The organism is Alteromonas sp. 38 (assembly GCF_902506055.1).
Classification (GTDB): domain Bacteria; phylum Pseudomonadota; class Gammaproteobacteria; order Enterobacterales; family Alteromonadaceae; genus Alteromonas; species Alteromonas lipotrueae.
On sequence record NZ_LR733300.1, the window covers coordinates 565,352 to 586,346 of the forward strand.

Sequence of the window (20,995 nt, forward strand, 5' to 3'; positions counted from 1 at the left end):
GGCGAAAAATTAACAGACTAGTTGTTTTGAGCGTGTAGATTAGTGTTTACTGTTGCACACGACTGCACGCTAGGCCCCTTTTTTTCAGGCGACTTTTCACTCTCTTTATTCGCAGGTATATAACGTTCTGGGCGATGGTTTAACGAAATGACCATATTTAAGCAGAACGCGGCAAGAATCGAAATAAGCACTAAATGCCATGGAATAAAGAAAAGCCCGCAAAGCAGAATAACGCTATCTACCGTAAGTTGAAATGTACCTGCGCGCACATTAAATCGAGACTGCAGGTAAAACGCTAAAATACCCAAACCACCTAAACTAGAGCTATGTCTGAACATAATCAGCATGCCCACGCCTATAAGCAAGCCACCAAAAATGGCAGCAAAAATAGGATCAATGCTAGAAATGTCGACGAAGGCTGGGATCTGCTCAGTTAAGACCGATACCGTGGTCACAGAAATAAACGTATTCAATGTGAAGCGCTTGCTGATGCGAGTCCAAGCAAGGGTATAAAAGGGCAAGTTAATTAGGAAAAATAGAACACCAAAGTCCATATCAATTGCGTAAGTCCCCAGCAATGCGATACCCGCAGCGCCACCCACCATCAAATCTTGAGACTGGAATAGAAATACACCAAATGCCACGAATAACCCGGCACTAACTAATGCAAAGATATCTTCGATAACACTGTGATTGGAGTTTTGCATAAGTGGCGATTCTTAGTTGATAAGACACGCTGTAATTATACGTTTACGCTGATGGGGTATACAGGGCTGTGGTTAGATAACATGCTTAGCTTAAAATCTATTGGTACGCACAGCTTTACGACTTTTAACCGCAGAGTAAACGGTAAGTTGCTGACTTGTAAACATTGCACCGTTTCTGAGCGAAAAGCGGGCTATTCCACTACTGAAAACACCACAATGTCTTGCCTGTTGAACTCAACCCGGCAGTGCATGTAGCCGAAATTTAGCGGGCTATAGGCCACTATGCGGCTACCAACCGCTAAAAACTCGGTATCCCATACCAGTAAATTGGTGGTATTTAATTGTCGTTCAACACTATTTTTCGATACCCCTGGCGTAAAGTTATCACATAAATAGATAACTTCTTTTCTGGCTTCAAGCCCATAAAACGCCGTTGCAATGAGTATCGCAATGGCTAATATAGCCACAATATCGGTAATGATTGAACGCTTCATGGGGGACAAAACAAATCTCCAGAGGGTGTCGTTACACCTAATTAAGGTCGGCAGGCGCGGGTTGAAGTAAATCCCACTTATTGCCAAAACAATCTTTAAAAATAGCTACTGTACCGTAAGCTTCTTCTCGCGGCGCTTCTAAAAACTCAACGCCTTTATCGCACATTGATTGATGATCGCGCCAAAAGTCATCGGTATATAAAATCATAAACACTTTACCCCCAGCTTGCTTTCCAATCATCGCTTTATCTTCGTACGAGTTAGCTTTAGCTAACAAGAGTGACGTTGCGCTGCCTTTCGGTGTTACTAATACAAAGCGCGATCCTTCCCCTTTATCTCTGTCTTCGGTAAGTGAAAAATTAAGGGTTTGGGTGAAATAGGCAATAGCGCTGTCGTAATTGTCTACAAGGAAGGTAATAGCTGAAATGTGATGCTGCATAGAATCTTGTTTTACGTAAATTTTGTGAAATTTTACCCACTATTTAACGCAAATGAAATGTGCTTCATCGACAAACTTACTTTACATATTTCGTGTACGACAATGATCTTTTTGTAAGGTTCACTCTATATAATTTGTACTGAAGGAATATATATCACAACGAGGGCTTCCAAAAATGGGGTGGTCCAGATTGTGAGCAAATTGACATTAGGACAAGGAATGAACAGACAACTTCCACTACTTTCCTTAGCCGCGCTACTAGGCAGCAATTCCTTAGCAGTGCAGGCAGATGAGCTCCCTTTTACGCTTAGTGGCCATGTGCGAGTTAATTATGGGCACCAAGATTGGCAACTACCTGAGATAAGAGATGGATTTGAATTTGAATCTATTAAGTTAGGTGTCGCTGGCGAGTCAGATCAGTTTAGCTATAAAGCAGAATACCGATGGTATGAAAATACCGATTTCGACACTATTCGCTTTGCCGAACTTACCTACCATTGGGACGAATCGACCGACATTACCGCGGGTATCACCCAAACTCCTTTCGGCTTGCAGCCCTTTGGTTCAAACAACTTCTGGTTTTCGGTAAATTACTACTTAGGCTTTGAAGATGACTACGAAGCCGGCATTAAGATAAATCATGATTACGGTAATTGGGACTTTCAAGCCGCTTACTTCATGAATGATGAATATAACGATGCCGCTGAATTTGGCCGCTACTCATTCGATGTGGCCGACGATGGTGAGTTTCGTAACCAAGAAGATGGCCAATACAACTTACGTGCAAACTATACCGCGAAGCTGCTGCCTAGGAGTACCACCGACATTGGTGTGTCTTACCAATATGGCGATATCTTAAACTTAGATACGCTAGAAGATGGCGACATGACAGCTTACGCCGTTCACGTTCGTCATCAGCAAGGTGATTTTAAAGTAGAGCTACAATACATTGATTACGAATACGATTTAGCTGCGCCTGAGGGACAAGCCACAGATAGAATTTCGCTTTCTGCATTTACCTTTCCATTCTTAGCGGCTGCCGATGGGTCGACATATTCGGCGAATTTGGTGTATTCCGTACCTTATAAATTCACCCGTATTAACTCACTTACGTGTTATACCGAGTACAGTGTGGCGCAGGGTGACGAAGCGTCAGGCCGAGATTCATCGCAATGGATAAATGGCTGTAGTTTTGGCTGGGACAAATTGTTTGTTTATGTAGATAGTATTCAAGGGAAAAATATGTGGTTTTCTGGCGGTCCAGGCGTGGGCTTAGACCTAGGTGGTCGACAAGAAACAACACACAGATTGAATATTAATTTAGGTATCTATTTCTAAGGGAAGATTATGCGTTTATTAGCTATTTTCACACTACTTTTGGCGTTAGTCCCACTGCAAAGCTGGGGGCATGCCTGGCTAAAAATTAAAATTGCTACCACTGAATATGCACCTTACACCTCTTCAGAGATGGAGCACAACGGCTATATTAACCACATTATTTCACAGGCTTTTTTAGAAACCGGAGTGGTGGTTGAATTTGTCTCAATGCCGTGGGATGAAGCGGTAGAAGCCACATTGAATGGCGAATTTGATGCACTGTCGTACGGTAATTTTGTGCGCGCTAGAGGCGAGAAATTCTGGCACAGCGACCCTATCACTGCCGAAAGCTTAGTCTTTTATGTAAATGCTAAGTCTGATATAGCGTCATGGTCGAGTTTTGACGAACTTAAAGACAAAAAAATGGGGGTGACAGAAGGCTATTTGTACAATAACGAGTTGGCCGCTTATATTGAAAATACCCCTTCGGTAACCACCTACGCTACAGATAAAGAGAACCTTGAAGCCTTAGTGAGTGGGGAAATTGATTTGTTTCCCATCGATGATTTAACTGGTTGGTATTTACTTCAACGCGACTTCACTAACGAGCAGCGCCAAGCGGTAATGACTATCGACCCGTTTATCTCTACCGTCACCACGCATTTACTGGTAGCAAAGGGGAGAAATGACGACAGGCTTCTTATTGAGCTTTTCAACAAAGGCTTAGAAGAACTAACATTAGAAGGGAAACTAACTCGCTTTAAACGGTTGTTAAAAGACGGTTTTTACCAAGATCCTAAAAAGCCGGTTAACTTCGACAGGCGCTAACGGTTAAACCGTTGCGCTAACCGATGAAGGTTATGCCGGAAATGAGGCATTAAAAAGGAGAGCGCGCTCTCCTTTTTTATTTCAGTTTTGCTGCGTTTATACAGTAAAGCGCCCTACATTCTGACCTAAGCTATTCGACACCTTATTAACGTTCTCGCTGGCTTCGCTTGACCTAGTAACAGTGTGTACTGCTTTTTGAGTTAGCGTATTCAGTGAAGAAATGTTTTCATTTACGCTATCAACTACCTGACTCTGCTGTTCAGTGGCAGAGGCTATTTGATAGATGCCGTCGTTAGCGCCACTCACTGCCTCTACTACTTTTTGCAATCGTTCAGAAAGTGCCGAAGATAAACCCACCACATCGGTAACCTGTGATGCACCACTGTTTATTGAGTTTACTGCCTCATCTACCCCTTTATTAAGATTAACGAGCATAGTGTTAATATCGCCTGTAGCTTGTTGCGTTCTGTTTGCTAAAGAACGTACTTCATCTGCGACAACAGCAAATCCTCTGCCTTGCTCGCCCGCTCTTGCCGCTTCAATAGCCGCGTTTAGCGCTAGCAAATTGGTTTGGTCAGCAATATCGCGAATTACCCCTAGCAAGGATGAAATTTTTGATGTTTCTTTGGCTAATTCCTCAATAACGTCTCTTGCTTGGCTGATGGTTCCTGACATCAGTGAAATACTCTCGGTCGATTGTGATACCGCCTCTTGGGACGCAAGTGCTTCATCGTTCGCTAGTTGAGTTTCGGCCAATGACCCTTGCGTACTATTTGCTACCTCACGTAGTGCATGACTTAATTCGGTAACCGCAGTCGCAATTTGATCTAAATTTTCGCTCTGCTGCCCCGAAATAGTGTTTGTAGCATCGGCTGCACTAATTAATGAATACTGTGCGTCAGCGAGCGATTCAGCATCGGCTTTCACCATAGTGATAAGTCGTTGTAGGTTGTTCATGAAATTATTGAATTCTACAGCCACTGCGGTAATTTCATCGTTCCCATCCGTGTTTAAGCGTTGAGTTAAATCACCTTCACCTTCGCTTATAGAAACCAGCATGTTTTTCAGAATATGAATGCGACGGGTGACAAGTCGGGGGCCAACAATAATACTACCAATACAAGCCAGCACAGCTAGTACAATGGCAATGATGAGAAACCACGTTTGCACTGCATTTGAATCTAGGCTTTGTTGAGTAACTTCATCAGATTGCGTTTTAACAGCCTCACCGATACGATCGTAATTCCCTCGCAAGGTTTCGAACAACTCCATCCCCTCGGTGCGATATAGCTGTGCTGCCGCAGAGATATTCCCATTCTCAATTTGCTCAATGACGGTTTGGTTTAAAGCTATCCAGTTTTGATAATCTTGGGTGAAATCTCGCGTAACACTGAGCATTTCCGGGTAATCTTTAATCAGGCTTTTAACCTCCATCATCCGAGCTTTAGCTTGATCAGCATTTTCTTCGTAATCTGCAAGGTGATCACTGCCAGCTGTTGAGTTCATTGAGCGGTTGAGCATGAGTTCTAACAGCGCCGAATGGGCTTGATATAAATCTCGGTCGGCATTTAGGGCAATGCTGATGGATTGGGTATACACCGTAGATAGTGTCTCTGTATTGTGTGCCAGATATCGACTGTTATTGATACTTATTGTACTCACAATCAGAACTAAAATTGCAACAAAACTCAATGGAACGGCAAATTTTTGCCTGACAGATAAATTATCAAAGTTCAGCATGGCCTTTACTTCCTAGCTAGTAATAACGCACTAATCTACAAATCACGTAGGCAAAGGTTAGTCCAGGAATTCTAAGTTTGCACTTAGACTTTCAAATACATTTTTAGTTAGATATACAGCAAGACCATGTAGACAAAAGAGGTAATGTGATTTTAATTTAACCGTCTATACTTCACGCCTTAAGAGCAGTCGAAGTTGTAAAACGATTGAGGTATAGAAATGAAATTAGGTTATTTAAAAATCGAAATAGTGTTTTTGTGGGGAGAGCTCTTATGAAGTTTATAGTCATATTAGGTGTGTTTCTAACGTTATCGGTTCCGTCGTTTGCTAGCGAACTCAGTTTCGACGTTAGCGGTTCATGGCGTCTTCGTTACGAACATTTAAATAACCCCATATTTCCTTCCTCAAGCGAAGACAGGGACCAAGTAAATCGTCGTGTATCGTCGCGTGTGCTACTTAAAACTGAAGCCAATTGGGATGTATTCAATGTCACCCTTGAGTTGGCCGATTCCCGTGTATGGTTAGACGACAACGATCCTACGTTGAAATCATCTCAGGTAAATACGTTAGAACCCCTACAGTTTTTCGCTCGGTATACGCCCCAAGATAGCCAATATTTAAAAGGGATTACGGCGGGACGAGTTACCTTCGATCACGGTAGTCGCAGGCTGATAGGTCAAGGCGTGTACCGCAATACAAAAAATGCATTCGATGGGGTGCTGGTAGATTACCAAATTAATGATTGGGACATCCGTGGTTTTTATTTGCTGCCGGTCAGCCGATTACCCAGCGACAGTGGGGCGGTTGCCGATGCAGAACGTGCTTTTGATAAAAGCTACAGTGAACGTGAGTTCTTTGGTTTGTATATAACCTCACCAGATAAAAACGTGAAGGTTCACAGTTACTGGTTAAAAGAGGAAGACTCTGAAAAACTTGCCACGAAAAATCGTGACTTATACACACTTTCCGTTGATTACACCAAGCCGTTTGCAGAGACTTGGAAAGCTAATATTGAAGTGATTGGGCAAACCGGCACGTCACATCAAACCTCCAGTGCAAGTGACACCACGGAGCTAGACGTGGAGAGCTGGTTACTTCACGCAAACGTAGGCAAGAAAATCACCGAACATACGTTCTTACGCGGCGAAATAGACGCGATTAGCGGTGATAATGATAGCTCAGATAATACCATTTCTAACTTTGATAGCCTTTATGGGGTAAGGCGTTTCGATTTTGGTCCAACGGATGTTTATCAGGCTATGCCTCGAAGAAACTTATACACAGTTGGCGCGAGAAGTGTGACTAAACCTTCTAAAGAACATAATATTATGGTTAGCTACAAGGCCATGTGGTACCAAAAAGCCCCTGATTCTGTTGATAACTTTATCGGGCAACAGTTGGAAGCAAGGTGGCGCTGGCAGATATTACCCTCGCTGAGGGTTGCCATTGGTGCGGCTTATCTGCTGAAAGGTGATGGGTTTGAGCGTGGGGATTACCCTGATGATAGCCAGTTTGTATTTACCGGCGCGTTATACAAGTTCTAAATAAGTGCTAATTCTTACTCGTTTTAATCTAATACTGCTGGAAGCTCGCAATTTTGTGGCGGGAATAGGTATACTCCGTAACCGCTTCTAGCAGTTTGCGATTAAAGGAAAAGGATTGAGCCTCAGTATTTCACTTACACAATATCACCGCTTCATGCGCATGGTGCAGTTACTTGGTCCAGGCGTTCTAATGGCCACTGCCGCCGTTGGCGGAAGCCACCTTGTTGCTTCAACGCAAGCAGGTGCGAAATTCGGTTGGCAGTTAGTTGTGCTTATTCTTGCGGTTAACGTGCTCAAGTACCCTTTTTTCCGAGCCGGTGTCAGCTATACCATCAGTACGAAGCAAACCTTGCAATACGGCTACCACCAAATGGGGAAAGGCTATTTGATTGTGGCGCTGTGCTTAAATGCGTTGGCGTCAGTAGTGAACGCAGCCGCACTCCTGCTCTTTGCTGCAAGCCTGCTTTCTTACTTTCTGCCCTTCAACATCTCTATTGCTATCACCTCTGCGGCTATTCTCGGCGCCATCTTATTTATCTTACTGGCAGGGCATTTTGAAGCCCTCGAAGGCGTAGCAAAAGCCATTATGGGGGTATTGGTTTTAGCAACTATCGCAGCTTTTTGTGCAGCGGTAATAAATATAGAGCCAAGGCCAGCCAGCTTTGAGTCACCATCACCGTGGACGCTTGCTACCGTAGGATTTTTAGTGGTCACTATGGGGTGGATGCCTGCACCAATAGAAATATCTAGCATTACATCGTTATGGTTAAAGCGCCAATGTAAAACCCACGCTGTTACTCCAAAAAATGCGTTGTTCGACTTTAACTTAGGCTATGCCGTTACCACCATTTTAGCCCTGCTTTTTTTAGGCTTAGGCGCCTTAGTATTACATGGAAGTGGCGAAACACTCGCAACGGGTGGCATAGGCTTTTCGCAGCAATTGGTCAGCTTATATGCCAACACGATTGGTGATTGGGCGCACTGGCTTATAGCCATTGTTGCCTTTCTTTGCATATTTGGTTCGGCGTTAACAGTTTACGATGGCTACGCCCGCGTGATTGCCGAAGCCATTTCATTGGTATCGCCACATAAAATGGCTCGTGATGCGGTATTCGTTCCCGTATTACTGGCTATGGCTGCCATCAGTTTTAGTATCGTACTGTTTTTCAAATCTGCGCTGCTGGCCATGTTAGGCTTTGCTATGACTCTCGCCTTTGTTACCACGCCAATGTTTGCATGGCTGAATCATCGTTTGGTAAAAAGCGCTTCGCTACATAAAGATGCAAAAGCCAGCTGGTGGGTAACATTACTTAGCTACGTAGGCTTAGTTTATTTATTTGGCTTTTTACTACTGTTTGTTTGGTGGAAATGGGGCTAATAATTTAATCTGTGGCGCTTAAGAAAAGCGCCATCGTGGGAATGAGGCAAGTTGTCTTAACAAGCAATAACTAAAAGCGTTTAATCTACTTTAAATGTTAGCCTAATTTTTTTTGCCAAAATAGCGCGTGGCCTTCACCTTCCGCCAGTTCATAGCTGGTAAAACCAAACTTTTCATAGGCCGATTTTGCCACCGTGTTATTACTTAATACTTCTAAGGTAATCTTGCAGCAGCCTTTCTCTAGCGCTATTTCCTCTACTTTATCTAACATTTTTTGGCTAAGTCCTAAACCACGGAACTCTGGCAATACAGCGATATCGTGAGTATTAATAAGGGGTTTGCAGGCAAAAGTAGAAAATGCTTCAAAGCAATTGATTAGCCCAGCGGGTTTGCCATCAACATAAGCAAGAATACTAAAGGCATGGGGTAGTGTAGAGAGCTTATCGACTAAGTTGTCGTAGGTATGTTTAGAAAGTGCCTCAGCGCCGCCCATAGGATCTTTCGCATATTCGTTTAGCAAATAAGGAATAGCTTGCTTATGAGCGTCGTCAAAATAATCTGCTTTTATGATTTCTATATTCATACATACCTTCACTTCTTTATATGACCCCAGCTTGATATACGTTCCACTTATAATGAGAGACAATGCTGGTGGATTTTACACTACCACTGTTTTCTTTGTATCGGGCTTACTTTGTTTCGGGTTTATCTTCTGCTTTTTTTACACGGATATTCGCATCGCCTAAAGCATGATTGTTCAACGACTTAACGGCCGCTTTAGCTTCGCCTGGCTTGGGCATTTCTACAAATCCAAAGCCTTTAGAGGCACCGCTCTTTTCATCAACCACAATTGTACAAGACTGCACAGAACCGAAGGTTTCAAATAAACTAGCAAGCTCTTCTTGTGTAGTTTGTCTGTCTAAATTACGTATTAATATTTTCATTTTGTTTCCTGTGCGCTCGACAAGGTAAGAAGAAGCTTGTTATACAGCAAAGCTAAAGCGATGTAGATAGGTTTCGTCATACTTACCGGCAGTAAATCAAATTAAAAGCAGGTCAACGTAACGGTTGGGTAATTAGCCCCGATTGCCTTTTTAATTTAAGGGGCGTTGCGCGCTTTACCTTAGGGCGAATTGCGTTCTGACGGTGCGGTATTAAAGTTTTTAATCACCTCATGAGGGTTAACGTCTTCACCATGGCGCTTGGCTGCTTTTGCCCACCACATCAATTGATTCAAAGTACGAGAAAAGTAGTCAAACCACGATGACTGGTCTTCCCCTGAACACATCTCACCATTCTCTTCGAATACTTGTTGGGCCTTGGGTATATGAATCATAGCCGACACCGGTAAGCAGCCCAACTCAGACAAAAAAGTACGCATGCCTACCGCTGCCCGCATACCACCCCATTGCCCAGCTGAATAAGTGATAATAGCACTAGGCTTGTAAGCAAATAACGAGCTACCGAAGTGATTAAGCAAATTAGCAAGGGCAGGGCTCATAGAGTGATTGTACTCGGGGCTAACCATGACATAAGCTTCGCAATTGGCAATTTTCTCTGCCAATGCATTTAGTTCTGAAGGCGCCTTACCTTTGGCATAGGCAAAATGGGGCTTAAAGATAGCGTCTAAGGGGTAATCTAATGGGTCTATCAATTCTACGTCATGCTCGTCGTAACGAAGCTGCAAACAGGCCATTACCGCCTTTGCCACGCGCTCCCCAAGACGAGCTGGTCTAGGTGGTGTGCTATCCCGTACCGTGCCTAAAAAAATAAGAAACTTCATTGGTACGCCCCTTTTACAAAACTATTCTGTGTAGTTTACTAACACCGCTGGTGGAAACAATACTGAGGTACTGAAGCGAAAATCGCAAATCATCGCAGTGAATATCCATTTTTGATTATCTTCTAAATCTTAATTCTGTTTCCAGAATAGCCGCATTTATTAACTAAATCAGGTGTAATAGATTATAGGCATAGGTTTGGGGCCCGGTTTGAAATACAACGCCTGTCCCCCATTTTGCCATTGGAGATAATTTATTATGACATTTACTCAATTACAGCAAGCACGTGCTTTAGATTTACCAAGCCGCGAGGCTATGCTTCATCGTGCGCCATCTGTGCAACAGTTTTGGAGTACAAATAACGAGTTGCTTAGCAACGCGTGGAGCGAGTGGGAAGGCAGTGAAAAAGACAACCTATTCACCCTTGATGATGCTTTACTAGATGCCAAATTACGCAGCGCAGTCATGCAAGCGTGGGAAAATCCTGAAAAAGAAACAGAGGTAAAAGCGCTATTGGAAGAGGTATCACCCGATGTGTATCAATTCCAATTCTTTGACCCTGAACGTTTGGTTGAGTTACGCGCCTATTTAGAAAAAGTATGGGATGCAGAAATAGCGCTAAGACCGCCCTACGGCATTGTGTTAAACCGTCGTGGTGCCATGCTAGATAAGCGTTCAGAAGGCTATTTGGCTGCGCCAAGTTTCCAAGCGTTTTATCGCATGATGCTAGACACTTACATGCGCCCAATTGCTCGTTTACTGTTTCCGGAAATTATGGGGTACGACACACAAACCTTTGGCTTTTCTATTCACTATCAGCCAAATACCGATACCTCGATAAGACCGCATACCGACGCGTCAGCAGTAACGTTAAATATTAATCTAAACGTTCCGGGTGAAACATTTACGGGTTCGACAGTCGATTTTTATGATGTAAAAGCAGGGAAAGTAAACCCATTAACGTTTACGCCTGGTAGCGCTATGCTCCACCGTGGAAACGTACCGCATGCGGCACAACCTATCACCAGTGGCGAAAGAAGTAACTTTGTACTTTGGTTGTATGGGGATCGCGGGCAAATGCCACCACAAGGTGTGAAAAGCGTTGATATTGATGCCCGAGAGCGATGGATAGTACCATCACAGGCACAAGATAATTTTGCGCCTTTTTAGGTGCGATGTTCGACAATGCAAAACAGCGATAACGGGGGAGGGAGCCGCCGTTACTTTTGCTTCGAATTTAGCTTTTTTGCCGCCATCAGTCCGACGATAAAAATGATAAAAATAACGAAACCAACTGACAGTAAAATATTGAGTAAAAAATCCATTCTAGTACCTTAATTTTTTCAGTTATTTGTGAGCACACAGGCGCCCACAGCGACAATACTTCTATTTATACCATCACTACGCCTGATTAGCCCATGTTGTTACCATATTCGCCTCCCAGCCGCTTAGCGAATTTCTGTAGCAAGTCTGATAATTTCCGTAGTGTCTGACAGGGGAGGAGTATCGTTCTGGGGGGAGGGAAGTACAACCTACTAAAACAAGTATTAACCTAATAACACTAGTTTTATTTTACGTTCCCTATAAAAAATGCGTGAAATTCCGATTACGCATCGGTGGGTGGTGACTGTGGTATACATTAGGCTTTTTTACTACTGCTTTTCTTTGTTATCAGGTAAGTCTCTACATAGTTGGCAATCAATATGTTTCTTAAAATTGTAAGCCCTTCGAACGGCAAAAATACCCACAGAAATAAAAGACCACATCATTCCGAACTCAATTGAGTACCAAAGGGTCTTGCCTTTTAAGTACTGAACACCGGCCAATAATAAAAACACCACTGGAAGGGCAATACAGTACTGAAGCATCCATTTTTTTACTGGCACAAGATCCCTTTATCAACAAGAAGGTTTAAAAAGTAAGTAATGAATCTAGTTCAATTTCGCGAAAAGATGCTTGTCGTAAAAGCGTCCATTTTTATAAATGGCTTTTTTCAGTATAGCTTCTTCGTTAAAGCCTGATTTTAAAAGCAACTGCATAGAAGCGTGGTTACCCGCAAATACAGCGCCAAACAGTCTCACGATATTGGTATGGTCAAATACAAAATCTGACATTTGCCTGATGGCCTCTGCTGTTATGCCTTTACGCCAATAACGTTTATCTAGCCAGTAGCCAATTTCTCCAGAGCGCTCGTATTCAAACTGCCCTCGGTTAACCCCAATGCAACCTACTAATACATCATCGTAAGAAATGGCTTTAATAATGCCAGAATGACTGCCTTCACTAACCCACCAAGCGGCATCCTCTTTTGTATAAGGGGTAGGAATTTTGGTAGAAAGAAACTTGGTGACCGCCTCATCATTTAAGATGCGCACTAACCTATCAATATCGTTTTGATTGAAGTCTCTCAGGGTAACCATTCTAATCCTTACTATATTTCAATTTTATACTCAGTTAGCTCTACATTTTTTGGTAAGTATTCAGGATTTATTTTGGTTGAATGCAACATTTGAATTTTCCATTTTTTATTCTCTTTAATTAGCACCGCACTTTCCAACCAAACTACTTCCTCGACTAACGCTTCTTTAGTAAAAGTGGCTTTATTCCAATAACTCACCCAAGAAAAATTATCACTCGTTTCTAGCCTAATAACACTGAAATAATTTCTTCTAAAATATTCAGAGGGCTTAACTACCTTAATAAGCTGATTTATATCCCAATCCTCTCCTACTTCAAGTAGTTGAAAGTCATCTGTTACAGCACTCTTCATTTTCGAATGGTTGACTTCTGATATCGCAGAAAATAAATCTTGAACAGTTTTAAATGGAATCTCTTGTCCGTGTGAGGCAGTGCTAGTGACAAGTAATATAAAAAGACAAATTCGCTGAATTTTATGCATCGGGTAAGAGCTCCATTTAAAAATCTTTTTAGGCCGAGAGGCGCCGAGGCGCCGAGGCGCAAGGCATATTGACGTGTACTTAAATGATTTTTTCATGTGGCCACGGGGAACGCTGAGCACTGCGCACTGCGCACTGCGCTATACGGCTACTCACTAGCTGCATGTTTGGGAGGCATGAGATTCATAACACCAAGATAAATCCAACTACCTATCCATGTGAACAGGCCAAGAAAAAAAGTGACCAGACCCGCAATCCACATTGAGCGCTTTTGTTTTCGAGCTAGAAAAACAGACAGGATTGTTGGTGCGATGGCGAAAACTATTAAAACGATATAAATGAAACTTACATTAATATTCATGAAGCATCCTTGTGTGAATATGCAAAATAGTTATCTCAGTATAGAAATAACGTAAAAACTACGTACAACAATAAGAGAAATACAGGAAATAGTACAATACCTTTTAGAATTGAAGATTTCTTTTGTTGTTTCCAAAAATACTGCTGCTTCCCCTTTTCAAATTCGGTTAACCAATGATGGCAGTGTGGGCATTGGTTGTTGAGATGCATTATCAACGCGCATTTAGGACACTTAGCCGAAGGCTTGTATGAACCATTCCCCCAAATTGTTGGTTTTTCAAAACTCATAATTACCTCAGCGAGCATGAATGCAGGTGCATGTTATGCTTAACTTGCAACTTCCATTGTTTAACGCAACGCAGAAAAACAGATATAGATGTAATTCCACCACAAAGAATTCCTTTAAGCACATGACACCCAGCATAACAGGCAAAAGTACCGTAGATTAAAATTCGTTGCGAAGCGAAGGGAGTTAATGTATTCGTGTCCCAGTGACCGAATTGTGAATATGTTAAGCGTTTTGTTATATGCCCTACTTGCCATAAAACGCATATTTTGCTTTTTCTACAAGAGCTTTGTATTGGTTTTCTGTTATTTCACCAGATAGAAACTGCGCTTCTATTCGTGTTGTTTCAAGGTGGTACTCATTTTCTAGGTCCGCAACGATATAACCATATTGCTTCTTATCTATTTCATCTGACCAGAATGATAACCATGCACGCTTTTTGTTCCAAGGCATTCCCGATGGGTGAGTAGGATATGTGTAGTCCTTTTCTATGACAGACGAATTGGATACGCTCTTTACAATATTGCCTTCCAACATAGCTAATTCGTAGCAATAATTAAGCACCCAATCTACGGAATGTTTGACACCAATAGGATGCCAATCGAAACCCGCGGTACATTCATCTACCTTTTTGCCATCTTGACCGTACAGATCCAAATAACCGCTGGCGCATCCAGACATAAAACAAGCAAAAATTAAAACAACAATAAATCTCATTAATCTTCCATGCGCATATAACGCTAAGCCGTATTGCGTATAGGCGTCCCAGCGACCGAAGGAAGAGGCTTGAGCGTTTTGTAGCACGTTACCTTATCCAAACATGGTCTACTAAAAGCTTACCAGCTTGTTTGATGATGCATATTTCAGCTAAAAATTCTTCATGGCTATTAGTAAACCACTGTTTCCATAATATAAATATAGAGTCGCTTTTGTGGATAATTGATAGAAATTCCCTTTTCGAAAATTCGCCTATCTTATTTTTCTTCCATTGTTCCAGAAGATTGTCTTCGGTGACTATTGCTTTAAGGCGATCAGTAAAGTCGCGAGTATGCTTTTGATGATTCCTTTCGGTAGAGCCCTCCATGAGGTTGTCCATTAATGGATTTGCTATATTTAGTATTTGTTCATCGGTAAGCTTGTCGAAGTTCATGTTTTCTACCTGAAGTGCTAACGTCGCCATAAACGGCGCAAGCTTGGGAGCGTCCTAATTGACGCGTTTGTTAAATTCAACTCTCGAAGAACGCTCTAATCTCAGCAGATAGCAAAGCAGGAGCCTCTTCAATCACAAGATGCCCCGTATCTGGCACGGTCACAAGCTTGGAACCCTTTATTTTACTTTGAAGTGCATAAGCTTGTTCGCAAGGTATCCACTCATCCTCTTCCCCCCACAATATGAGAACAGGTGCGTTTACCTCGTTAAACTTATCTTGAAATTCATCAGTAAAAACTGAATCGGCTTGAGCAATCTGTCGATAAAAAGCTTGCTTTCCCTGCTCACCACTCCATGGCGTTAATATTCCATCAATTGTTTCTTGTGCAAGATTTTGGTGTGCAGCTGTTTGTATATACGCTTCGACTATTGCTGAATGAATATAATCTGGTAGCCCAGAAAAAGCGCTTTCATGTTTTTCGATATGCTTAAAGAATGGTGATCCCCAAGGAGATAACGCGACAGGATCAATGACAACAATCTTTCTATAGCTACCTTTATCTAAAATGTGATTTCTCAACACTGTCGTACCACCGAAGTCATGACCGACAATAAAAGGCGACTCCAACTCCCAATGTTTAACTAAAGCATTCAATAATTTATTTTGTATTCCAAGAGAAACATCGGCTTCACTTTTATCCGATTCTCCATATCCAAGTAGATCAAAGTAGTAAACCTTATAATGACAGGCTAAGTCATCAATCAAATGCCTTAAGTTGAAAGACGACCACGGCGTGCCGTGTACCAAAATTATAGGCTCTCCCTCACCTTTAATTCCGTACTTTACTTCCCGCCCGTTATATTGAAAGGTGTACGGGAGGCTCCAGTCGCTCATTTTAAACTCCTTGAATATAACGCCAGCAATAAACGTCGCCCTGAGAAGGCGAACGTAGTGAGTGTGTTTATTGAGTTGTTAGGTACGTTTATAAACATCAGAGCGATGCCCGACTTTTATCACCTGTACCACAAGCTCGTTTTCTCGGATTTCATAAATGATTCTATAAAGGCCTTGCCGGATACGATACAAGTCTTGTCCACTAAGCTTAATTGCTCCATCTCTTCGAGGGTTTTCAGCTAATAAGTCAATTTTGGCGAGGATCTTCTTAACGTCCGATTTGGGAATTGCCATAAAATCTTTTGCTACTGATTTCTTGAAAGTGACGCTATATTTTTCCATCAGCTTCCAAACTGTTTAGCAAGTCCTCATAGGAAATTTCGGGCTCTTTGGCCCGTAGTCTTACCGCAGCCAAGTCTTCTTGATCTTCTTTCATAAGAAGTCTCACTGCTTCATCAATCAATTCTGATATTGAGGTATCTGATGTTGCAGCCCGCAGTTTCAGAGCATTATGAATTGCTGGCTCGAAATAGACGGTTGATCGTTTTGATAAAGTACTCATGAATAAGTCCCACTTAAGTAACGTTAAAACATTATAGCGTTAAAGTGTTGGATGGGCTAATTTTTACTCAAAAGTACCTAACACCCAACTTTGGGGCACAAATACATGGGCTAAAATAACAAGCGAAGCGAGTGTTTATGCGCTTGTTAGGCATACATGCTCTCCACGAAGTACGTTGCCCCTAGCGAGATAAAAATAAAAGATGTATTGATTGATGCCTGAACAGGCCAAGCAAAATTACCGTATGTTATTCCTGCGCTCTTTGAAAATATAACCATTAATCCCATTAATCCAAACCACGGCGTAAAAAATACAACGGTTTTCCACTTTACAATTGATACTGCCACATCGTGAAGTGCGCCACTGACTAAGAATGTGATGAGAGTCGCTATGGGAATGGGTAAAAAAGTGGCTAGCGGTCGCATGACATTACGAGATAAATAATAGCCCCATATAGGGTTCCAATAGTGCCAAAATACGGGAAAAGATTTGGCACCGAAAGAACGAGAAAGCATATTTCTCAAGGAGTGACTTGCACCCAGAGGAACGCCATTTCGTTTCTTAACATATTGTGAAAGTGACAATGAGCTGTGCATGATAATCCCGTATGCCTAACTTTTAAATAAGGGGCGGCCCGACAGGGACATCCGGTGGAGGGCCATCGGGCCGGAACAGACTTAATGGCTTTGTTATACCTGCCCCAAGACACAATCGATCTCCGTTTCAACGAGCCAGTCCGGAATGATGAAGCGACTTACTTCAACAAACGTACACGCGGGCTTTATTGCAGAAAATAGCTCACCATGTGCTTTGGCGGCTTCCTCCCAACGAGAAATGTCAGTAAGCATGATGCGAGTTCTGATTATATCTGCCGGTTTTCCTCCAGCCTTCTCAATAGCCCGAATAGAGAGTTCGAGGCAGTACTTGGTCTGCCCATAAACATCCCCAACGCAGGTAGTTTCGCCATTCTCTATGGGTGCCGTGCCGGAGACAGAAATCATGTTTCCAACTCTACATGCTCTGGAAAACCCAATCGGCTCTTCCAAAGGAGAGCCCGAACTTACCAGTTTTCTCATATGCTCCTCCTTGAGGTATAACACTAAGCTAAGGGGCAAAAGCACAATGCGAAAATGGCGAAGCCGCATTGTGTTTTTTTCCCAGCGACCCGCGCAGCGGGTTGCGACTTGAGCGTTTGTTATACGCTTGCTTAGTCATTTAAAACCTCAATATTGACAATGTTAGTCACTGAATGGAAGTTTACAGGTTGTGATAAGTATCTAATTTCACATTTAACTTTCAGTGTTTTGTCCAAATAGTTGGCGCAGTTGTTTTTATGACACAGTTCAGAAGGCCAATCAAAAAATAGTACCTTTTTATCTCCGCTTGCAAGCGCTTCTTCTGACGCGTGAAAATACGCGATTGGGAGCATAGAAGTCTCGTTTGAATTAATTGAGGCTTGAGTCGGGGCAGCAGACAAGAAACCCATCAATTCGATTTGCTTATTGAGGTAGTCGTTATTACCAAAAATAGAGCTGAACTCGACCTCTTCCGCTGAGGCAGAAAAAGAGATAAGAATAAAAAGAGCTAAATTTTTCATATGCGCATAACACTTTGCATAAGCGGTTTTGGCCGCTCTTGCCAAAATCCGCTTGATGCATTTGTTAGGCCTTTTCAAAACGAAGCCACTGAGTCTCTGTGCCCGCTATTGGAACAAAGAAAAGCGTTCCGATATGGGGTGAAGTCGTAACAAGGTAACCCTAGGGGAACCTGGGGTTGGATCACCTCCTTACCAAAATGTCGATGGTGACATTGTTAGTGTAGTGCCTACACAGATTGTTTTGTTATTAAATGAAGAACGCTAAATGTAATACAAACACTATTACGCAGCGGGTTTGTCGGTCAGGCAACGCCGCCAGAAATTTGTTTAAGTTTATAATCAATGATTATGATTAAGCTTATTTCGTAGCGAGGCAGTTGAGCGATAAATACCAAGCATAGGCTTGTAGCTCAGCTGGTTAGAGCGCACCCCTGATAAGGGTGAGGTCGGCAGTTCAAGTCTGCCCAAGCCTACCATTTCCTGTTAAATAGGGAATGTCACTAGTTAAATCTCAGATAACTAGTTTTACATATGGGGCTATAGCTCAGCTGGGAGAGCGCCTGCCTTGCACGCAGGAGGTCAGCAGTTCGATCCTGCTTAGCTCCACCACTTTTAAGTGCATTTACACAAGTGTATTTAAAAGTGGTATTGATTACCGCGAATGTTCTTTAACAATTTGGAAAGCTGATATTTAATTAGTAAATCAATCAAAATTTGAGTAATTGAGAAGTCGAAAGACGTACTTACTACTCTACTTGACTTGAATTGCTTGTTATCAATCTTTATTTGAAACGATTACCACTTTGTGTTTCATGACTGGGGTGAAGTCGTAACAAGGTAACCCTAGGGGAACCTGGGGTTGGATCACCTCCTTACCAAAATGTCGATGGTGACATTGTTAGTGTAGTGCCTACACAAATTGTCTTGTTTAAAAGTTTAAAGATGTGCCTTAGAGCGCTTAATTTTGATTGCAAAATCAAACTTAAGTGCTTTCTTTGAAAGCATTATGTTCTTTAACAATTTGGAAAGCTGATATTTAATTAGTAAATCAATCAAAATTTGAGTAATTGAGAAGTCGAAAGACGTACTTACTACTCTACTTGACTTGAATTGCTTGTTATCAATCTTTATTTGATAGCAAGGCAATTTCACGATTAGCTTGTCATGCATACAACTGAGTTAGATCTCANAAATTTTCCACCTTGCATAAAGGATTTTTTCCGTACACTAAATTGTTAGAAGGCGTCAGCCTAAACTGCATTTGGCTTAATACAAATATCAGTTCAACAGCCCTCACCTGTTGTTCGCAACATCGCTCTGGCTTTAGGTGCTTTTAACTTCGCCGCTTTAAATTCAAAGGTCGCGCAATAGGCGCTTCATCGCCAAATTCTTATTTTACTCGGTAAGCGCCATTGCGTTTGCTAGTTCAAATGGCGGCTTGCTTCAGTCAGATCAGCAACATCACTGCGCTGGCATTTTGCTTGTTTGCTTTAACAATCAATCGTATGCTGGCTTTATTAGTTTTTAATAAGGCCAAAGGTATAGGCTCTGCTTCTAACAAAGCGCTTAAGCCACTCCCTTCGGTCGCTGGGACGCCTATACGCGGGGCGGCTTCGCCATTATGCCCCACGCATCTGCGCCCCTTAGCTTAAAGTTAGGCCTATGAATGTGAAACTTACCACCATTGTTTTTTTATCCCTGTTTCTGTGTTCGTGTGCACTAAAGGACGATCTCCCTAGTGAATGGGGAAGTTTAAANTTACGTCCGAGCAATCAGAATTTAAACTTCCCCATTCACTAGGGAGATCGTCCTTTAGTGCACACGAACACAGAAACAGGGATAAAAAAACAATGGTGGTAAGTTTCACATTCATAGGCCTAACTTTAAGCTAAGGGGCGCAGATGCGTGGGGCATAATGGCGAAGCCGCCCCGCGTATAGGCGTCCCAGCGACCGAAGGGAGTGGCTTAAGCGCTTTGTTAGAAGCAGAGCCTATACCTTTGGCCTTATTAAAAACTAATAAAGCCAGCATACGATTGATTGTTAAAGCAAACAAGCAAAATGCCAGCGCAGTGATGTTGCTGATCTGACTGAAGCAAGCCGCCATTTGAACTAGCAAACGCAATGGCGCTTACCGAGTAAAATAAGAATTTGGCGATGAAGCGCCTATTGCGCGACCTTTGAATTTAAAGCGGCGAAGTTAAAAGCACCTAAAGCCAGAGCGATGTTGCGAACAACAGGTGAGGGCTGTTGAACTGATATTTGTATTAAGCCAAATGCAGTTTAGGCTGACGCCTTCTAACTTTAAGCTAAGGGGCGCAGATGCGTGGGGCATAATGGCGAAGCCGCCCCGCGTATAGGCGTCCCAGCGACCGCAGGGAGTGGCTTAAGCGCTTTGTTAGAAGCAGAGCCTTTACCTTTGGACGTTTTAAAAACTAATAAAGTCAGCATACGATTGATTGTTAAAGCAAACAAGTAAAATGCGAGTGCACGATGGTTTTGAATTGACTGAAGCTAGCCGCCATCTGAGCTATCGAGTGTAATGGCGCTTGCTGAGTGAAAATAAGAATTTGGCGATTAAGCGCCTATTACACACCTTTGAATTGAAAGCGGCGGATTTACACCTACCACAAGCCAGAGCGATGCTAATTAGAAAAGGTGAGGGCAGTTGTACTGGGATTTTTATAAAGCCAAACGAAGTTTAGGCTGACGCCTTATAACTTCCAAATATGGGGCGCAAACACGTGTGCAATAATGGCGAAGCCGCGCACGTGTATGCGTCCCAGCGAGCGGCAGCGAGTGACATAATTTGTTTGTTATATGCCAGTTGCACTAATGAGGCCCACCGTATTGAATTACATAATAAAAATACACTAAAAAACTAGTTAGGGTAATTGTAGGTGCAAGAAATAAAGCCCATTTTTGTTTTGTACTGAAATTTAGAAACGATATTAATGCGATAGCTAAAACACCGATAAAAGCGAACGGCATAACGACTAGAGATGCAAAATACCCAAAAATG

General features: G+C 42.4%; 24 protein-coding genes and 2 tRNA genes. 7 read left to right on the plus strand and 19 right to left on the minus strand.

Annotation, left to right across the window (positions count from 1 at the left end; all coding sequences use genetic code 11):
• Positions 1–17: 17 nt before the first annotated feature.
• The 3 genes from FLAVO9R_RS02385 to FLAVO9R_RS02395 form a co-directional block, all read right to left on the minus strand.
• The gene (locus tag FLAVO9R_RS02385) at positions 18–707 is read right to left on the minus strand and encodes a YitT family protein (RefSeq protein WP_126872893.1); all 690 of its coding nucleotides are present in this window, start codon (positions 705–707) and stop codon (positions 18–20) included.
• Positions 708–898: 191 nt separating this feature from the next.
• Positions 899–1,201, minus strand: coding sequence for a hypothetical protein (locus FLAVO9R_RS02390; protein WP_013785580.1), 303 nt, complete (start codon positions 1,199–1,201; stop codon positions 899–901).
• Positions 1,202–1,238: 37 nt separating this feature from the next.
• Positions 1,239–1,640, minus strand: a complete 402-nt coding sequence (locus tag FLAVO9R_RS02395) for a VOC family protein (protein ID WP_159528445.1) — start codon at positions 1,638–1,640, stop codon at positions 1,239–1,241.
• Between the two features lie 219 nt (positions 1,641–1,859).
• Here FLAVO9R_RS02395 and FLAVO9R_RS02400 point away from each other — a divergent pair, with 219 nt between their 5' ends.
• Both FLAVO9R_RS02400 and FLAVO9R_RS02405 read left to right on the plus strand, forming a co-directional pair.
• Positions 1,860–2,978 carry a hypothetical protein gene (locus tag FLAVO9R_RS02400; RefSeq protein WP_159528447.1) on the plus strand — a complete coding sequence of 373 codons (1,119 nt, stop codon included), beginning with the start codon at positions 1,860–1,862 and terminating at the stop codon, positions 2,976–2,978.
• 9 nt (positions 2,979–2,987) lie between these two features.
• Positions 2,988–3,785 carry a substrate-binding periplasmic protein gene (locus tag FLAVO9R_RS02405; RefSeq protein ID WP_159528449.1) on the plus strand — a complete coding sequence of 266 codons (798 nt, stop codon included), beginning with the start codon at positions 2,988–2,990 and terminating at the stop codon, positions 3,783–3,785.
• A 96-nt stretch (positions 3,786–3,881) separates the two neighbouring features.
• On the opposite strand, the gene FLAVO9R_RS02410 is transcribed toward FLAVO9R_RS02405, so the two are convergent.
• Positions 3,882–5,525: a methyl-accepting chemotaxis protein gene (locus tag FLAVO9R_RS02410; protein ID WP_159528451.1), complete on the minus strand. Its 1,644-nt coding sequence runs from the start codon at positions 5,523–5,525 to the stop codon at positions 3,882–3,884.
• Between the two features lie 272 nt (positions 5,526–5,797).
• Between FLAVO9R_RS02410 and FLAVO9R_RS02415 the strand changes: the two genes are divergently transcribed.
• Together FLAVO9R_RS02415 and FLAVO9R_RS02420 are read left to right on the plus strand one after the other, a co-directional pair.
• Positions 5,798–7,069: an alginate export family protein gene (locus FLAVO9R_RS02415; protein WP_159528453.1), complete on the plus strand. Its 1,272-nt coding sequence runs from the start codon at positions 5,798–5,800 to the stop codon at positions 7,067–7,069.
• Positions 7,070–7,184: 115 nt separating this feature from the next.
• Positions 7,185–8,447 (plus strand): NRAMP family divalent metal transporter, encoded by a 1,263-nt coding sequence (locus FLAVO9R_RS02420; protein WP_420838765.1) that lies wholly within the window; start codon positions 7,185–7,187, stop codon positions 8,445–8,447.
• A gap of 97 nt (positions 8,448–8,544) precedes the next feature.
• On the opposite strand, the gene FLAVO9R_RS02425 is transcribed toward FLAVO9R_RS02420, so the two are convergent.
• The 3 genes from FLAVO9R_RS02425 to FLAVO9R_RS02435 form a co-directional block, all read right to left on the minus strand.
• Entirely contained in the window at positions 8,545–9,030 is a 486-nt protein-coding gene (locus tag FLAVO9R_RS02425) for a GNAT family N-acetyltransferase (RefSeq protein WP_129736178.1), read from the minus strand.
• A 106-nt stretch (positions 9,031–9,136) separates the two neighbouring features.
• Complete coding sequence (locus FLAVO9R_RS02430; RefSeq protein WP_159528455.1) at positions 9,137–9,391, minus strand: RNA recognition motif domain-containing protein; 255 nt, start codon at positions 9,389–9,391, stop codon at positions 9,137–9,139.
• Between the two features lie 179 nt (positions 9,392–9,570).
• Positions 9,571–10,230, minus strand: coding sequence for an NADPH-dependent FMN reductase (locus FLAVO9R_RS02435; protein ID WP_159528457.1), 660 nt, complete (start codon positions 10,228–10,230; stop codon positions 9,571–9,573).
• Between the two features lie 256 nt (positions 10,231–10,486).
• On the opposite strand from FLAVO9R_RS02435, the gene FLAVO9R_RS02440 reads away from it, so the two are divergent.
• The gene (locus FLAVO9R_RS02440; RefSeq protein ID WP_159528459.1) at positions 10,487–11,398 is read left to right on the plus strand and encodes a 2OG-Fe(II) oxygenase family protein; all 912 of its coding nucleotides are present in this window, start codon (positions 10,487–10,489) and stop codon (positions 11,396–11,398) included.
• A 482-nt stretch (positions 11,399–11,880) separates the two neighbouring features.
• Here the strand turns inward: FLAVO9R_RS02440 and FLAVO9R_RS02445 are convergent, their stop codons facing one another.
• From FLAVO9R_RS02445 to FLAVO9R_RS02500, 12 genes are all read right to left on the minus strand, one after another.
• Entirely contained in the window at positions 11,881–12,114 is a 234-nt protein-coding gene (locus FLAVO9R_RS02445) for a hypothetical protein (RefSeq protein ID WP_159528461.1), read from the minus strand.
• 45 nt (positions 12,115–12,159) lie between these two features.
• On the minus strand, positions 12,160–12,648 hold the full coding sequence (locus FLAVO9R_RS02450; protein ID WP_159528463.1) for a GNAT family N-acetyltransferase: 489 nt from the start codon (positions 12,646–12,648) through the stop codon (positions 12,160–12,162).
• 11 nt (positions 12,649–12,659) lie between these two features.
• Positions 12,660–13,127 (minus strand): nuclear transport factor 2 family protein, encoded by a 468-nt coding sequence (locus tag FLAVO9R_RS02455; protein WP_159528465.1) that lies wholly within the window; start codon positions 13,125–13,127, stop codon positions 12,660–12,662.
• Positions 13,128–13,273: 146 nt separating this feature from the next.
• A complete protein-coding gene (locus tag FLAVO9R_RS02460) occupies positions 13,274–13,486 on the minus strand; it encodes a hypothetical protein (protein WP_159528467.1) in 213 nt (70 codons plus the stop codon).
• 531 nt (positions 13,487–14,017) lie between these two features.
• A complete protein-coding gene (locus FLAVO9R_RS02465; RefSeq protein ID WP_159528469.1) occupies positions 14,018–14,575 on the minus strand; it encodes a hypothetical protein in 558 nt (185 codons plus the stop codon).
• Position 14,576: 1 nt separating this feature from the next.
• Positions 14,577–14,951, minus strand: a complete 375-nt coding sequence (locus FLAVO9R_RS02470) for a hypothetical protein (protein ID WP_159528471.1) — start codon at positions 14,949–14,951, stop codon at positions 14,577–14,579.
• A gap of 46 nt (positions 14,952–14,997) precedes the next feature.
• Positions 14,998–15,816, minus strand: a complete 819-nt coding sequence (locus FLAVO9R_RS02475; protein WP_159528473.1) for an alpha/beta fold hydrolase — start codon at positions 15,814–15,816, stop codon at positions 14,998–15,000.
• Between the two features lie 78 nt (positions 15,817–15,894).
• Positions 15,895–16,158, minus strand: a complete 264-nt coding sequence (locus FLAVO9R_RS02480) for a type II toxin-antitoxin system RelE family toxin (RefSeq protein ID WP_159528475.1) — start codon at positions 16,156–16,158, stop codon at positions 15,895–15,897.
• A complete protein-coding gene (locus tag FLAVO9R_RS02485) occupies positions 16,145–16,378 on the minus strand; it encodes a ribbon-helix-helix domain-containing protein (RefSeq protein ID WP_159528477.1) in 234 nt (77 codons plus the stop codon). The genes FLAVO9R_RS02480 and FLAVO9R_RS02485 overlap by 14 nt, the downstream gene beginning before the upstream one ends.
• Positions 16,379–16,524: 146 nt before the next feature.
• The gene (locus FLAVO9R_RS02490; RefSeq protein WP_159528479.1) at positions 16,525–16,974 is read right to left on the minus strand and encodes an acyltransferase; all 450 of its coding nucleotides are present in this window, start codon (positions 16,972–16,974) and stop codon (positions 16,525–16,527) included.
• A 93-nt stretch (positions 16,975–17,067) separates the two neighbouring features.
• Positions 17,068–17,454, minus strand: a complete 387-nt coding sequence (locus FLAVO9R_RS02495; protein WP_159528481.1) for a RidA family protein — start codon at positions 17,452–17,454, stop codon at positions 17,068–17,070.
• A gap of 131 nt (positions 17,455–17,585) precedes the next feature.
• Positions 17,586–17,975 carry a hypothetical protein gene (locus tag FLAVO9R_RS02500; RefSeq protein ID WP_159528483.1) on the minus strand — a complete coding sequence of 130 codons (390 nt, stop codon included), beginning with the start codon at positions 17,973–17,975 and terminating at the stop codon, positions 17,586–17,588.
• Between the two features lie 399 nt (positions 17,976–18,374).
• Here FLAVO9R_RS02500 and FLAVO9R_RS02505 point away from each other — a divergent pair.
• Positions 18,375–18,451: transfer RNA gene (locus FLAVO9R_RS02505), tRNA-Ile, on the plus strand.
• Positions 18,452–18,508: 57 nt separating this feature from the next.
• Positions 18,509–18,584: transfer RNA gene (locus FLAVO9R_RS02510), tRNA-Ala, on the plus strand.
• Positions 18,585–20,995: the final 2,411 nt, after the last annotated feature.